Origin of the sequence: Hafnia alvei (assembly GCF_034424155.1) — a bacterium.
In the GTDB taxonomy this organism is placed as follows: Bacteria; Pseudomonadota; Gammaproteobacteria; order Enterobacterales; family Enterobacteriaceae; genus Hafnia; species Hafnia alvei.
In genome coordinates this window covers 2,959,978-2,974,392 of record NZ_CP139992.1, presented here as the reverse complement: position 1 = coordinate 2,974,392, position 14,415 = coordinate 2,959,978, and the positions used below count along the sequence as shown (strand labels likewise).

The 14,415-nt window shown below is 50.1% G+C and carries 12 protein-coding genes; 11 read left to right on the top strand and 1 reads right to left on the bottom strand.

Annotated features, from left to right (window positions below; all coding sequences use genetic code 11):
* The first annotated feature begins 227 nt into the window (after nucleotides 1-227).
* Nucleotides 228-818: a carboxymuconolactone decarboxylase family protein gene (locus U0008_RS13845; RefSeq protein ID WP_025797884.1), complete on the top strand. Its 591-nt coding sequence runs from the start codon at nucleotides 228-230 to the stop codon at nucleotides 816-818.
* Complete coding sequence (locus U0008_RS13840) at nucleotides 811-1,431, top strand: CDP-alcohol phosphatidyltransferase family protein (RefSeq protein WP_043494150.1); 621 nt, start codon at nucleotides 811-813, stop codon at nucleotides 1,429-1,431. The genes U0008_RS13845 and U0008_RS13840 overlap by 8 nt, the downstream gene beginning before the upstream one ends.
* Before the next feature lie 55 nt (nucleotides 1,432-1,486).
* On the opposite strand, the gene U0008_RS13835 is transcribed toward U0008_RS13840, so the two are convergent.
* A complete protein-coding gene (locus U0008_RS13835; RefSeq protein WP_043494148.1) occupies nucleotides 1,487-2,797 on the bottom strand; it encodes a rhodanese-like domain-containing protein in 1,311 nt (436 codons plus the stop codon).
* Between the two features lie 156 nt (nucleotides 2,798-2,953).
* Between U0008_RS13835 and U0008_RS13830 the strand changes: the two genes are divergently transcribed.
* The 9 genes from U0008_RS13830 to nuoH all read left to right on the top strand — a co-directional run bounded on the left by U0008_RS13830 (nucleotide 2,954) and on the right by nuoH (nucleotide 14,415).
* A complete protein-coding gene (locus tag U0008_RS13830; protein ID WP_043494145.1) occupies nucleotides 2,954-3,637 on the top strand; it encodes a TVP38/TMEM64 family protein in 684 nt (227 codons plus the stop codon).
* Between the two features lie 364 nt (nucleotides 3,638-4,001).
* Nucleotides 4,002-4,952, top strand: coding sequence for a LysR family transcriptional regulator (locus tag U0008_RS13825; RefSeq protein WP_038502366.1), 951 nt, complete (start codon nucleotides 4,002-4,004; stop codon nucleotides 4,950-4,952).
* A 674-nt stretch (nucleotides 4,953-5,626) separates the two neighbouring features.
* Nucleotides 5,627-6,067: an NADH-quinone oxidoreductase subunit A gene (locus U0008_RS13820; RefSeq protein WP_025797890.1), complete on the top strand. Its 441-nt coding sequence runs from the start codon at nucleotides 5,627-5,629 to the stop codon at nucleotides 6,065-6,067.
* Nucleotides 6,068-6,115: 48 nt separating this feature from the next.
* Nucleotides 6,116-6,790: a NuoB/complex I 20 kDa subunit family protein gene (locus U0008_RS13815; RefSeq protein ID WP_025797891.1), complete on the top strand. Its 675-nt coding sequence runs from the start codon at nucleotides 6,116-6,118 to the stop codon at nucleotides 6,788-6,790.
* A gap of 118 nt (nucleotides 6,791-6,908) precedes the next feature.
* Nucleotides 6,909-8,717 (top strand): NADH-quinone oxidoreductase subunit C/D, encoded by a 1,809-nt coding sequence (gene nuoC / locus U0008_RS13810; RefSeq protein WP_372338166.1) that lies wholly within the window; start codon nucleotides 6,909-6,911, stop codon nucleotides 8,715-8,717.
* A 2-nt stretch (nucleotides 8,718-8,719) separates the two neighbouring features.
* Nucleotides 8,720-9,220: an NADH-quinone oxidoreductase subunit NuoE gene (gene nuoE, locus U0008_RS13805; RefSeq protein ID WP_004092610.1), complete on the top strand. Its 501-nt coding sequence runs from the start codon at nucleotides 8,720-8,722 to the stop codon at nucleotides 9,218-9,220.
* A complete protein-coding gene (nuoF, locus tag U0008_RS13800; RefSeq protein WP_025797895.1) occupies nucleotides 9,217-10,578 on the top strand; it encodes an NADH-quinone oxidoreductase subunit NuoF in 1,362 nt (453 codons plus the stop codon). Before nuoE ends, nuoF begins: the two co-directional genes overlap by 4 nt.
* Before the next feature lie 112 nt (nucleotides 10,579-10,690).
* Nucleotides 10,691-13,441: an NADH-quinone oxidoreductase subunit NuoG gene (nuoG, locus tag U0008_RS13795; protein ID WP_043494143.1), complete on the top strand. Its 2,751-nt coding sequence runs from the start codon at nucleotides 10,691-10,693 to the stop codon at nucleotides 13,439-13,441.
* On the top strand, nucleotides 13,438-14,415 hold the full coding sequence (nuoH, locus tag U0008_RS13790; RefSeq protein ID WP_025797899.1) for an NADH-quinone oxidoreductase subunit NuoH: 978 nt from the start codon (nucleotides 13,438-13,440) through the stop codon (nucleotides 14,413-14,415). The genes nuoG and nuoH overlap by 4 nt, the downstream gene beginning before the upstream one ends.

Here is a 14,415-nt window from a genome sequence, read left to right as displayed (position 1 = left end):
GTAGAACACTGCGATGTAAAATAATGTACTCCCCACTGCAGGGGTTTTGAAGGGTTCAGGCGGTTTTTGGTGCAAAACGTTAGCTTATCCGTTAGCCATAACCGATAACGCGTAATAATGGCTTGTTTGTTAGCGTTTAAAACTTAACAATAATAAAAATGCAGTTAAAAACTCCATGAAAATTCATTGGGGTTGTAAAAATAACGCCACATAACAGGAGATGTTGGGTGAAAAATAACGATAACCAGCCGTGGATCTCACCGCTGAAAAAAATCCCTACGGTCTTAACGCCTATCGTTCGAGCACAAGAGAAACATTATGGGCAAATTTTGAACCCTACGCGTTGGTGGGGGCGATTTCCTTTTCTATTCTGGCTGGTGGCTTTTTTCGTTGGTTTTTTGGAAAGAAGAGGCTCGGGGATAACGCCTACGGTACGGGCTTTGGTGATGACGCGCGTATCCCAGCAGTGTGATTGCGCTTTTTGTATTGATGCGAATAGTTTGAGATTAGCCGAGCGCAGTGGTTCGCTAGATAAAGTAATGTCTGTTCAGAACTGGCAGGCCGCGGATTGTTTTGACGAGCAGGAACGAGCCGCGTTAGCGTACGCCGATGGAATGACGGCGACGCCGCCGCGCATTGACGATAGTCTGAAAACAGAGCTGAAATCTCATTTCAATGAAAAAGCGATCACCGAGCTTACGGCGCTGATTGCGTTTCAGAATTTATCAGCGCGCTTTAATGCTGCGCTGGACATTCCTTCACAGGGGCTTTGTGTGCCTGAAACCGCGGTAAAACGTAAGGGAGCACCACGTGTTTGACCGTTATTTACATCCTCGGGTTAAGCCACTGCTTAATCAGATGGTTGCGCATCTTGATCGTCCTGCGATCACGCCGGATCGAATAAGTCTGGGCGGATTTGTGGTTGGTGTCTTGGCTCTGCCTTTTCTGGCTATGCAGTGGTACTACGCCGCTTTAATTGTCATTGTCATCAACCGGCTATGTGATGGACTGGATGGCGCTTTGGCGCGTCGAAGAGGACTTTCAGACGCCGGTGGTTTTTTAGATATTGCGTTAGATTTTTTGTTCTACGCATTGGTTCCGTTCGGTTTTGTGCTGGCTTCTCCCGAGCTGAATGCGGTTGCGGGGGCTTGGCTATTATTCGCCTTTATCGGCACCGGCAGCAGCTTTTTGGCTTTTGCGGCAGTGGCAGCTAAGTATCGGTTAGAAAATCTGGATTACCCGCATAAGTCATTCTATTACCTCGGCGGGCTCACCGAGGGAGCGGAAACCATATTGGTGTTTATTCTTTTTTGTCTGTTCCCCGCTTATTTTCCGCTGATTGCATGGCTATTTGGTGGCCTGTGCTGGTTTACGACGCTGACTCGCGTTTGGGGGGGATATAACACGTTGAAGAGAGTGGAGAAGATTTAGGTTTCATTCTGGTAGCCCCATCCCCGGCATAAGGGATGGGGAAACATTTTACGACTTACTTCCAGCTACTATCCGGCCCACGTTCTCCGGTAACCACTGGGTTCTTCGGATTTGCGCTCCATTCATACCAACCGCCATCGTAAACGCTAACGGAAGGCCAGCCCATCGCGCGGGCATACATGAAGGTTTCTGACGCTCTCCAGCCTGTGCCGCAATAGAAAGAGACGTGTTGATCCGGCGTGATATGCCACTCTTTCCACATTGCAGCAATATCATCGGCTGAGCGCATGGTGCCATCTGGGTTATGGAAATCTTCCATATGCGTGGAATCGCTGCCAGCATGTCCCCAACGCGCGCCAGCAATTTCACCTTTTGGCTTGATGTAGCTGTAACCGCTGGTTTCGCCGGTAAATTCAGGCCATGAACGAATGCTGACTAAAGAAGCATCTTTACGATGTAATAATCCACGCGCCTGTTCTTCATTCAGCATGATCTGAGGCTGTCCAGGAATAGCTGCACCGAAATCTGGCGCTGGTTTTGCCTCTTTCGGCAGTCCGCGCTCAACCGGTAATCCCGCCGCTGACCAAGTCTGCCAACCGCCGTCCAGTAAGCGAACGTCTTTGACTCCCGCATAGAGCAGAATTTGAGCTACACGGGCCGCAGCGTAAACGTCGCGACCGTATAGGATCACGGTGGTATCGTGCTTGATGCCCTGTTTAGCCATTAGGGCTTTCAGTTTGTCATCAGAGACTTTGTTCCATAACGGTTCACTTTCAACGTCATTGGTATCGATGTAGCCTGCGTTGGGAATATGGCTGATGAGGTATTTTTTAGGTGCACCCCATGCCGCCTCAATCACTTTCCATTCACCAGCCGGTTTGGCGGCAACGGCTTTACCCTGCTGGAGATCGTAAATCCACTGTGGGTAAACTAATTGTTCAAAGTGCGACATGCGCTGCAAGCGCTTAGGCTGCGCTAATGCATCGCTAAGTAATGTGATATTGGCATAGCCGAGTTTAGCTAAACGTTCTTGCACCGCAGACGTTTGTGCTGCCGTCCCGTAAAGGGCCACTTTGCGGTCAGACGTGATTTGGTGTTGAGTTGCCCATTGCTGCAACTGCTGATCGTTCATTTCGCTTAACCAGCCAGCCGAGAGATTGACTGCCTGAGGCTCATGGCCGGAGGCACCGTCAACGCCCTGTGGCCAACCGTTATAGAATGCGCTAGGGCGAGTATCAATAACCGCACCTTTTTGAGATTGGACATCGGCCAGCGTGGTTTGGGTCATGGGGATGGCAGCAGCGTTTGCCACCTGTAGCCAGCCGAGCAAAAGCGCAGAAGTGGCTAACTGGAAAGAGAATTTCATTAAGTTTCCTAGCGAAGAAAAGGTGAGAGACCTATTTTGGCTGAATATTTTGTCGCGTTCTTTGTGCGAACGCACAATGTTTTACATTATTACGTAGGTGATAATATAAATTCGCTGTTCTATTAATAGTTTAACTAATGAGGAAATGAAGTCGCCATGTTTAAGCGCCGTCAGAGGAATATCGTCATTTTATTGTGTCTGATAGGGGGCGCGATGATGTGGTTTGAGCCTGTACGCCACCAGCTGAAAGCGTTATGGGGACTTTTTTCATCATTGGACGTGAATGTGATGATGGAATATTTGCGCAGCTTCGGGCCATGGGCAATGGCTGTCTCATTTTTGTTGATGATTTTTCAGGCAGTTGCCGCGCCGCTACCGGCCTTTTTGATCACGTTTGCGAACGCTGCTCTGTTTGGCTGGTGGCAAGGTGCTTTATTGTCATGGTGCAGTTCAATGGTCGCGGCGTGGCTGTGCTTTGTGTTGGCGCGATGGTTGGGCCGAGACACTATCGAGAAATTCGTCTCAGAAAAGGCTTTGGACAGCAGCGATCGTTTTTTTGAACGTTACGGCAAGCACACCATCTTGATATGTCGGCTGTTACCTTTCATCTCGTTTGATATTATTAGCTATGCAGCAGGTTTAACCTCAATTAAAGTAAGTGTATTCCTAATAGCCACCGGAATAGGGCAGCTACCTGCAACCCTTGTTTACTCTTATGTGGGCGGGATGCTTACGGGAGGTCTACGGTGGTTTATCACAGGGCTATTAATTATGTTTTCTTTGAGTATTCTGATTTTTGCATTAAAAAACAAAAAACACTCTCGAGGAAACAACAGCTAAGCTTAATGAAACCGGTCTCTGTTATTTTATTTACATTAGATTTATTAATTTATTTATTAGTCACGGTAGATAACCACAAGAAGAATAAAACTACTGTCATTATAAAGCCATTGTAAAACAATCTTTTAGTTGATTGATAGTTAACTATCTGACCTAATTAATAAGGGATCCTCAACAATGTAAATCTTTTCGCGTATTTTATGCTTTAAATTTGTTTTTAAGCCATAATTAAACTTGCGGAAAATTTGAATTAAGTATTTTCAGTTGCAGCTAACAGTAATGAGGGGAGGATGACGTTTATCTGAGTAGTAATACGTTTTAAATACCAGGGTTTATAGTCGCTGACTAATAATGAGAAATAGATATGATAAACACACATCGTCCTACGATTAACTTAGATTTAGATTTGCTACGAACTTTTGTAGCTGTTGCCGATGTGAAGACTTTTGCTGCAGCTGCCATTGTGGTGCAAAGAACACAATCGGCGGTGAGCCAGCAAATGCAACGTTTGGAGCAACTGGTGGGTAAAGAGCTTTTTGCTCGCCATGGGCGTAACAAACAACTGACTGAACACGGAGTCCAGCTATTAGGTTATGCGCGTAAAATTTTGCGCTTCAACGATGAAGCCTGTAGTTCATTGATTTACAACCATCTACAGGGCTCACTGATTATCGGCGCCACTGATGATACTGCCGATAGCATCCTGCCATTTCTTCTAAGTCGCTTTACCAGCCTGTATCCTAAGCTGGAAATCGACGTTAGGGTTAAGCGCAGTCCAGACATGAGGCAATTACTAAAAGACAGAGAAATTGATCTTGCCGTTACTACGATGGGGTTTGATGAGTTCTCTTATGAAACTTTAAGACGCTCTCCGACCGTATGGTTCTGCGCAACGGATTATGACTTTCAGCCCAGCGAACCCGTACCATTGGTGGTGCTGGATGAACCAAGTCCTTTCCGTGCGCTTGCCATTAAGCATCTCAATGAGGCGGGAATCCCATGGCGTATTGCCTATGTGGCTTCCACGCTTTCAGCGGTACGCGCCGCAGTGAAAGCGGGCTTAGGCGTAACCGCACGTCCTATTGAGATGATGAGCCCAGAACTACGCGTTCTTGGTTTGTCTGAGCGTTTGCCTAAGCTACCTGAAACGGAATATGCGCTTTGCTTAGCACCAAACTGTACTAATGAGTTAGCGACGATTTTGTTTAGTTCATTAAAAGCAGGTTCCGATCCTTATATTGAGGGGGGACCAGGCGTAACAGTACAAACAGTACAGGAAGGCTCTTTTTCAAGCGGACCAGAAGATGTGGCTTGAATTTGAAATCTCTCCGCTCATCTGAGCTTAATTTCACACACCGGTAGAAGTGCATAAAAATGCCGGTGTGTGACTATTCCCCTTTTGAAAAATAAATTTAACATCTCTCTGCTGACAAAACCTATTCCGTATGACTGAACCGATTCCGCTTTGCCATCAATTAGTTAAATGAAAACCATTCTCACCAAATGGGGTCTGTGCAAAATACGCACAATTTTTGTTAAGCAATCTTCCGGCCATCCCTTCCTGAATGAATATTCATTTGTCTGCTTATCATTGTTAATGTGATCCGCGTCATAAAAATGCCCGAGATACCCACGATGATGAACGGGTAATACCTAAGAAAATGGTATAGTGGCTACCAAACATTCACTTTTGTTTACATAATCGACACGTTACTGATGCAACTTGCAAACCTTATGAAGGATGCTAATACGTCGTGCAGATGCATCAAATGTTAAGTAAAATGTGGTGTTGTAAATTAATGTGTTGTTACCTTTGTCAAAGTTGACAAAAGGTTATAGAAAGGAGTAAAAAGCCCACAGTAAAACTCTGTTTAATCACTAAAAACAGGTGTTTTCTTGTGGTCCTTTTCCTTCCCTTAGTCGTTGTGGTGCACCTGCATTTCTTCAATGCAGAGAGACGTACCACGTTTGATGAGTAAGCATAAGAGTATGTCAACAGCCACTGAAGTAATCGCTCATCACTGGGCATTCGCCGTATTTATCATCATCGCACTCGGGCTATGTGGGGTTATGCTTCTTGGAGCATATGCACTCGGTGGGAGAGCTCGTGCGCGCTCGAAAAATACGCCTTATGAATCCGGTATCGACTCAGTAGGTTCGGCGCGTTTGCGTCTATCTGCTAAGTTTTATCTGGTCGCCATGTTCTTCGTCATCTTCGATGTGGAAGCCTTGTATCTATATGCATGGTCTGTCTCCATCCGGGAGAGTGGATGGATTGGCTTTATCGAAGCGGCAATTTTCATTTTGGTGCTGTTAGCAGGCCTGTTCTATTTGGTGCGTATTGGCGCGCTTGATTGGACGCCGGCACGTTCCAAGCGCCGTGTAGAACACGAAAGTACCGTTACGAATACCGATAGCCGCCCGCAGTAAGCCTGGCCTATTAGTCACCATTTATAGAGAAAGAATTGAGGCATAAAGATGGATTATACGCTCACCCGCATCGATCCGGACGGTGAGAACGACCGTTACCCCCTGCAAAAACAGGAGATCGTATCCGATCCTCTGGAACAACATGTTCACCGCAGTGTTTACATGGGCAAACTCGAAAATGCCCTGCATGACATGGTGAACTGGGGGCGTAAAAACTCGCTTTGGCCGTATAACTTCGGCCTTTCTTGTTGCTATGTGGAGATGGTGACGTCATTCACTGCGGTGCATGACGTTGCGCGTTTTGGGGCGGAAGTACTGCGTGCTTCACCGCGTCAGGCTGACTTTATGGTGGTTGCAGGCACCTGCTTCACCAAAATGGCACCGGTCATCCAGCGTCTTTATGACCAAATGCTGGAGCCAAAATGGGTGATCTCAATGGGTTCCTGTGCGAACTCCGGCGGCATGTACGACATCTATTCTGTGGTGCAGGGCGTGGACAAATTTATTCCGGTTGATGTGTATATCCCGGGATGTCCGCCGCGTCCAGAAGCCTATATGCAGGCATTGATGCTGTTACAGGAATCTATCGGTAAAGAGCGCCGCCCATTGTCGTGGGTTGTTGGCGATCAAGGTGTTTACCGCGCCAACATGCCATCAGAAAAAGAACGTAAGCGTGCTGAACGCATTGCAGTAACCAATCTGCGTTCACCAGACGAAATTTAATTTGCGCCTTGTGCAGTCTACTGAAGATGTGAGCGTCAGAAGATGGATTGCAGTTTTGAGTAGCGAATGATTTAGCCCGTTAGTTTGCTGGTTTCCCGGCAAGTAAAGTAAAAGCGTGGTGATAAAAATTATGACAGATTCGACGACGCAAGATCTGAATTTGCCTGCTTGGCAAACCCGCGATCATCTCGATGATCCGGTGATCGGTGAATTGCGCAACCGTTTTGGGCCCGATGCCTTTACCGTTCAGCCCACCCGCACTGGAATGCCTGTTGTTTGGGTGAAGCGTGAGCAATTACTGGAAGTGATGACCTTCCTGAAAAAACTGCCTAAACCGTATGTCATGCTGTTTGACTTACATGGTATGGACGAGCGCCTGCGTACTCATCGTCAGGGCCTGCCAGAAGCAGATTTCTCGGTCTTCTACCACATCATCTCTATTGAACGAAATCGTGACATCATGCTCAAGGTGGCATTGTCTGAAAAAGACATGCACCTGCCGACCGTGACTAAGATTTTCCCTAACGCTAACTGGTATGAGCGTGAAACGTGGGAAATGTTCGGTATGACCTTTGATGGCCATCCTCATTTGACGCGCATTATGATGCCGCAATCTTGGGAAGGTCATCCGCTGCGTAAAGATTATCCAGCGCGTGCAACGGAATTTGATCCGTTTGAACTGACCAAACAGAAACAAGATCTGGAAATGGAGTCGTTGACCTTCAAACCTGAAGATTGGGGAATGAAGCGCAGTACTGAAAACGAAGACTTCATGTTCCTGAACTTGGGGCCTAACCACCCATCTTCTCACGGTGCGTTCCGTATCGTGCTGCAGTTGGACGGTGAAGAGATTGTCGACTGTGTGCCAGACGTGGGTTATCACCACCGCGGCGCAGAGAAGATGGGCGAGCGTCAGTCGTGGCACAGCTATATTCCGTATACCGACCGTATTGAATACCTCGGCGGGTGCGTGAATGAAATGCCTTACGTGCTTGCGGTTGAAAAACTGGCGGGCATCGAAGTGCCAGAACGCGTGAAAGTGATCCGCGTTATGCTGTCTGAACTGTTCCGTATCAACAGCCATCTGCTGTATATCTCGACCTTTATTCAAGACGTTGGCGCAATGACGCCGGTGTTCTTCGCCTTCACCGACCGTCAGAAAGTGTATGACGTGGTTGAAGCGATTACCGGTTTCCGTATGCACCCAGCATGGTTCCGTATCGGCGGTGTGGCACACGATCTGCCGCGTGGATGGGAGCGCTTGCTGCGTGACTTCCTCGACTGGATGCCAAAACGCCTAGATTCATACGTGAAAGCCGCGCTGAAAAACACCATCCTGAAAGGGCGTTCTGTCGGCGTTGCTGCTTACAATTCCAAAGAAGCATTGGATTGGGGCGTAACGGGCGCAGGCTTGCGTGCGACGGGTATTGAGTTTGACGTGCGTAAATGGCGTCCATATTCAGGCTACGAAAACTTTGATTTTGAAGTGCCTGTCGGCCACAACGGTGACTGCTATGACCGTGTGATGCTGAAAGTGGAAGAGCTTCGTCAGAGTCTACGTATTCTTGAGCAGTGCTACAAAAACATGCCGGAAGGTCCGTTTAAAGCCGACCATCCACTGACCACGCCGCCGCCAAAAGAGCGTACGTTGCAGCATATCGAAACTCTGATCACCCACTTCCTGCAAGTGTCGTGGGGCCCGGTTATGCCTGCAAATGAATCGTTCCAGATGGTCGAAGCGACTAAAGGGATCAACAGCTACTATCTGACCAGTGACGGCAGCACCATGAGCTACCGTACGCGTATTCGTACTCCGAGCTATGCGCACCTGCAACAGATCCCAGCGGTAATTCGTGGCAGCCTGGTATCCGACCTGATCGTATACCTCGGCAGTATTGATTTCGTTATGTCAGATGTGGACCGCTAATCATGTCAGATCAATCTTTAGCAAAAGAAGAGGTTTTCGTGCTCAGCGATAGCGCCCGTGAGGCCATTGAGCATGAAAAACATCACTATGAAGATCCGCGCGCCGCGTCGATTGAAGCACTGAAAATTGTGCAGAAAGAACACGGTTGGGTTCCCGATGGTGCGATTTATGCCATTGCCGAAGTGCTGGATATTCCGGCCGCAGACGTGGAAGGCGTGGCCACATTTTACAGCCAGATCTTCCGTCAGCCGGTTGGTCGCCACATTATTCGCTACTGCGATAGCGTGGTGTGCCATATCAATGGGTATCAAGGTATTCAGGCCGCGCTGGAGCGCAAGCTGAACATCAAACCGGGTCAAACCACGTTTGATGGACGCTTTACGCTGCTGCCAACCTGTTGTCTGGGTAACTGCGACAAGGGGCCGAATATGATGATCGATGAAGATACTCATGCTCACCTGACGCCGGAGAACGTCGTCGAATTGTTGGAGCAGTATAAATGACAATTCCTTCAGCTTTAGTTCCAACACGTTCAGCGGAAAGCCATCCGCTGACGTGGCGTTTACGCGATGACCGCCAGCCAGTATGGCTGGATGAGTATCGCAGTAAAAGTGGCTATCAGGGCGCTGAAAAAGCGCTTAAAGGCATGGCTCAGGATGAAGTCGTTAATCTGGTTAAAGACGCTGGCCTGAAAGGGCGCGGCGGTGCAGGCTTCTCCACCGGTTTGAAGTGGAGCCTGATGCCAAAAGATGAGTCCATGAACATCCGTTACCTGCTGTGTAACGCCGATGAAATGGAGCCAGGCACTTATAAAGACCGTCTGCTGATGGAACAGATGCCGCACCTGCTGGTGGAAGGCATGCTGATCGCGGCATTCGCGTTGAAATCCTACCGTGGTTATATCTTCCTGCGCGGCGAATATGTTGAAGCAGCGGTAAACCTGCGTAAAGCGATTGAAGAAGCCAAAGCGGCTGGCCTGCTGGGTAAAAATATCCTCGGCAGCGGTTTTGACTTCGAACTGTTTGTGCACACCGGTGCGGGTCGTTATATCTGCGGTGAAGAAACCGCATTGATTAACTCGCTAGAAGGTCGTCGTGCAAACCCTCGTTCAAAACCACCATTCCCAGCCAGCTCTGGGGTATGGGGTAAACCAACGTGCGTTAACAACGTTGAAACCCTGTGTAACGTGCCAGCGATCATCGAGCACGGCGTGGACTGGTACAAAGGTCTGTCTGCCGGTAAGAGCGAAGATGCGGGTACTAAACTCATGGGCTTCTCTGGCCGCGTTAAGAATCCAGGACTGTGGGAGCTGCCGTTTGGCACCACCGCCCGTGAAATTCTGGAAGATTACGCCGGTGGCATGCGCGATGGTTTAACGCTCAAAGCTTGGCAGCCAGGCGGGGCAGGGACTGACTTCCTGACCGGCGATCATCTGGATCTGCCGATGGACTTCGCCAGCATCGGTAAAGCGGGTAGCCGTTTAGGTACCGCGCTGGCAATGGCCGTGGATAACGAAATTGGCATGGTGCCATTGGTACGCAACCTAGAAGAATTCTTCGCTCGCGAATCCTGTGGCTGGTGTACTCCATGCCGTGATGGTTTGCCGTGGAGCGTAAAAATCCTGCGTGCCCTTGAGCGTGGTGAAGGTCAACCGGGCGACATTGAAACGCTAGAACAGCTGTGCCGTCATTTAGGCCCAGGTAAAACGTTCTGCGCGCATGCGCCAGGTGCGGTTGAGCCACTGCAAAGCGCCATTAAATATTTCCGCGAAGAGTTTGAAGCAGGTATTGCCGCGAAAGATTACGGCAACTTGAATGCCATTAAGGGCATTCAGCCGAACCTGCTGAAATCGCGCTGGTAATTTTAGCCCCACCCCAATCTGCTTGATAGAAGGCAGGTTTGCTCCTCCGCTGCGAAGAGGGAGGTCGGGAGGGGGTTTAGGGTCAAAGTTTTCTTATTTTGGAAGCATGCTAATGGCTACAATTCATGTAGACGGCAAAGAATATGAAGTTAACGGGGCGGAGAACCTGCTACAGGCATGTCTCTCTCTCGGGCTTGATATTCCTTACTTTTGCTGGCACCCGGCGCTGGGCAGCGTCGGTGCTTGCCGCCAGTGTGCGGTTAAGCAATACCAGAACGCGGAAGATACCCGTGGTCGTCTGGTAATGTCATGTATGACACCCGCGCAGGATGGAACCTTTATTTCCATCGATGATGCAGAAGCGAAAACGTTCCGTGAGAGCGTTGTGGAATGGTTGATGACCAACCATCCACATGACTGTCCTGTGTGTGAAGAGGGCGGTAACTGCCATCTGCAAGATATGACGGTGATGACCGGCCATAGCTTCCGTCGCTATCGCTTCACCAAACGTACGCACAACAATCAGGAACTGGGGCCGTTTATTTCTCATGAAATGAACCGCTGCATCGCCTGCTACCGCTGTGTGCGTTACTACAAAGATTACGCTGATGGCACCGATTTCGGTGTGTATGGCGCGCACGACAACGTCTACTTTGGTCGCCCAGAAAGCGGCACACTGGAGAGTGAATTCTCCGGTAACTTGGTCGAAGTGTGCCCAACCGGCGTATTCACCGATAAAACGCACTCCGAGCGTTATAACCGTAAATGGGACATGCAGTTTGCCCCTAGCGTCTGCCAGCAGTGCAGCGTGGGTTGTAACACCAGCCCGGGTGAGCGCTACGGTGAAATTCGCCGTATCGAAAACCGTTTCAACGGTACCGTTAACCATTACTTCCTATGTGACCGTGGCCGTTTCGGCTATGGATATGTCAACCTGAAGGATCGTCCTCGCCAGCCGCAGCAGCGTCGTGGCAACGACTGGATCCACTTGAATGCCGATCAGGCCATGCAAGGTGCGGCGGATCTGCTGCGTCAGGCGAAGAAAACCATCGGTATTGGTTCTCCACGTGCCAGCCTTGAAAGCAACTATGCTTTGCGTGAACTGGTCGGCGCGGAAAACTTCTACAGCGGCGTTGAAGCCGGTGAATTAAGCCGTTTGAATCTGATGCAAAAAATCCTGCGCGAGGGCGGTATCTATACCCCAGCTCTGCGTGAGATGGAAAGCTACGATGCGGTGCTGATCCTCGGTGAAGACGTAACCCAAACCGCTGCGCGTATCGCGTTGGCGCTGCGTCAGGCTGTAAAAGGCAAGGCGCGTGCGATGGCTGCGGCTCAGCGTGTGGCTGACTGGCAGATTGCGGCGATTCAGAACATTGGCCAACGTGCCAAGTATCCGCTGTTCATAACCAGCATTGACGACACCCGTTTGGATGATATCGCGGCGCTGAACTATCGCGCACCGGTTGCCGATCAGGCACGTTTAGGCTTCGCTGTGGCTCATGCGTTGGATAACTCAGCCCCTGCGGTTGAAGGTTTATCAGACGACGTGCGCAAGCAGGTTGACGTGATCGTTCAAGCGTTAGCGGGAGCGAAAAAACCGCTGATCGTAACGGGCAGCAATGCCGGTTATACACCGCTGATTGAAGCCGCCGCGAACGTGGCTAAAGCGTTGAAAGCGCGCGATCTGGATGTCGGTATCACCTTTATTGCCGCCGAAGCGAACAGCATGGGTCTGGCAATGATGAATGCACCGTCGATTGATGATGCACTGGTTGAGCTCGAACAGGGTAACGCTGATGCAGTTGTGGTGCTGGAAAACGATCTTTATCGCCATGCGCCAGCTGCGCGTGTCGATGCCGCTTTGGCGAAAGCCCAAAGCCTGATCGTGGTCGATCATCAACGTACAGAAATCATGAACAAAGCCGATCTGGTGCTCTCAGCGGCAAGCTTTGCCGAAAGCGATGGCACCTTGGTCAACCAAGAAGGCCGCGCACAGCGCTTCTTCCAAGTTTACGATCCGGCTTACTACGACGATCCGAAGAAAAACACGCCGTCGATTATGCTGGAAAGCTGGCGCTGGTTGCACTCCCTGCACACCACCGTCGAAAGCCGTCATATCGACTGGACGCAGCTGGATCACGTGATTGAATCTTGTGTGAAAGCCTATCCTCAGCTGCAAGGCATCGTGGACGCAGCGCCGGACGCAAGCTTCCGTATCAAAGGTCAGAAACTGGCTCGTGAACCGCATCGTTATAGTGGCCGCACCGCAATGCGCGCCAACATTAGCGTACATGAACCGCGCCAGCCGCAGGACAAAGACACCGCGTTTGCGTTCTCAATGGAAGGGTACAGTGGTCCATTGGAAGATCGTCAGCAGATCCCATTTGCATGGGCTCCGGGCTGGAACTCACCGCAGGCATGGAACAAATTCCAAGCCGAAGTGGGGGGCCATCTGCGCCACGGCGATCCGGGCGTGCGTTTAATCGCGGCCGGTGAAGGCTCATTGGCTTACTTTGACGCGGTACCTGCTGCCTATCAGAATGCGGGCTGGGTAGTTGCGCCTTACTACCATCTGTTTGGTAGCGACGAGATGACTCAGCGTGCACCGGTTATCCAAACCCGTATGCCAGAAGCATATGTGATGGTGAATCCGGCGGATGCGGCGCAGTTGGGCGTTAACAGCGGAACGGTTCTGGAGCTGACTGTTGCAGACCAGAAACTGACGCTGCCAGTGCGCTTAAGCGATAATTTGCAGTCAGGTCAAATCGGTCTGCCTCTGGGTCTGCCAGGTATCTCACCGGTGTTGAACGGAAGCAAAGTTGACGCTATTCAGGAAACGAAAGTGCGGGAGGCAGCATTATGAGTTGGCTGACGCCAGACGTGATCGACATCATTCTCACCGTGCTTAAAGCGGTGGTGATTTTGCTGGTGGTGGTCACCTGTGGGGCATTTATGAGCTTCGGCGAACGTCGTTTGCTCGGCCTATTCCAGAACCGTTATGGACCAAACCGTGTTGGCTGGGGCGGCTCGCTCCAGCTGGTTGCGGATATGGTCAAAATGTTCTTCAAAGAAGACTGGGTTCCACGCTTCTCCGATCGCCTGATCTTTACCTTGGCGCCGATGATTGCGTTCTCCTCTCTGTTGCTGGCTTTCGCGATTGTGCCGGTAAGCCCAACGTGGATGGGTGCCGATCTGAACATCGGTATTCTGTTCTTCTTGATGATGGCAGGTCTTGCGGTTTACGCCGTGCTGTTTGCCGGTTGGTCGAGCAACAACAAATACTCTTTGCTGGGTGCGATGCGTGCTTCTGCGCAGACGCTGAGCTATGAAGTGTTCCTCGGTCTTTCGGTGATGGGCGTGGTTGCGCAGGCTGATTCCTTCAACATGCAGGCTATCGTGGAATCGCAGTCTCATCTGTGGAACGTTATCCCGCAGTTCTTTGGATTCCTGACCTTTATTATCGCCGGTGTTGCGGTATGTCACCGTCACCCATTTGACCAACCGGAAGCCGAGCAGGAACTGGCCGACGGTTACCACATTGAATATTCCGGTATGAAATTCGGTCTGTTCTTCGTGGGGGAATATATCGGGATCGTCACCGTATCAGCGCTGATTGTGACGCTGTTCTTCGGAGGCTGGCAGGGGCCATTCCTGCCGCCGGTTATCTGGTTTGCAATTAAGACTGCCTTCTTCATGGTGATGTTTATTCTGGTGCGTGCGTCACTGCCGCGTCCTCGCTATGACCAGGTGATGTCATTCGGCTGGAAAATTTGCCTGCCGTTGACGTTGTTGAACCTGTTGGCGACCGCCGCCGTGATTTTGTATAACGCTCAATAA

Coding starts and splice junctions, on each gene's coding strand:
- U0008_RS13835 (WP_043494148.1), bottom strand. CDS start 2,797: ATGAAATTCTCTTTCCAGTTAGCCACTTCTGCGCTTTTGCTCGGCTGG.
- nuoF (WP_025797895.1), top strand. CDS start 9,217: ATGACAATTCCTTCAGCTTTAGTTCCAACACGTTCAGCGGAAAGCCAT.
- nuoE (WP_004092610.1), top strand. CDS start 8,720: ATGTCAGATCAATCTTTAGCAAAAGAAGAGGTTTTCGTGCTCAGCGAT.
- nuoG (WP_043494143.1), top strand. CDS start 10,691: ATGGCTACAATTCATGTAGACGGCAAAGAATATGAAGTTAACGGGGCG.
- U0008_RS13830 (WP_043494145.1), top strand. CDS start 2,954: ATGTTTAAGCGCCGTCAGAGGAATATCGTCATTTTATTGTGTCTGATA.
- nuoH (WP_025797899.1), top strand. CDS start 13,438: ATGAGTTGGCTGACGCCAGACGTGATCGACATCATTCTCACCGTGCTT.
- U0008_RS13825 (WP_038502366.1), top strand. CDS start 4,002: ATGATAAACACACATCGTCCTACGATTAACTTAGATTTAGATTTGCTA.
- U0008_RS13820 (WP_025797890.1), top strand. CDS start 5,627: ATGTCAACAGCCACTGAAGTAATCGCTCATCACTGGGCATTCGCCGTA.
- U0008_RS13815 (WP_025797891.1), top strand. CDS start 6,116: ATGGATTATACGCTCACCCGCATCGATCCGGACGGTGAGAACGACCGT.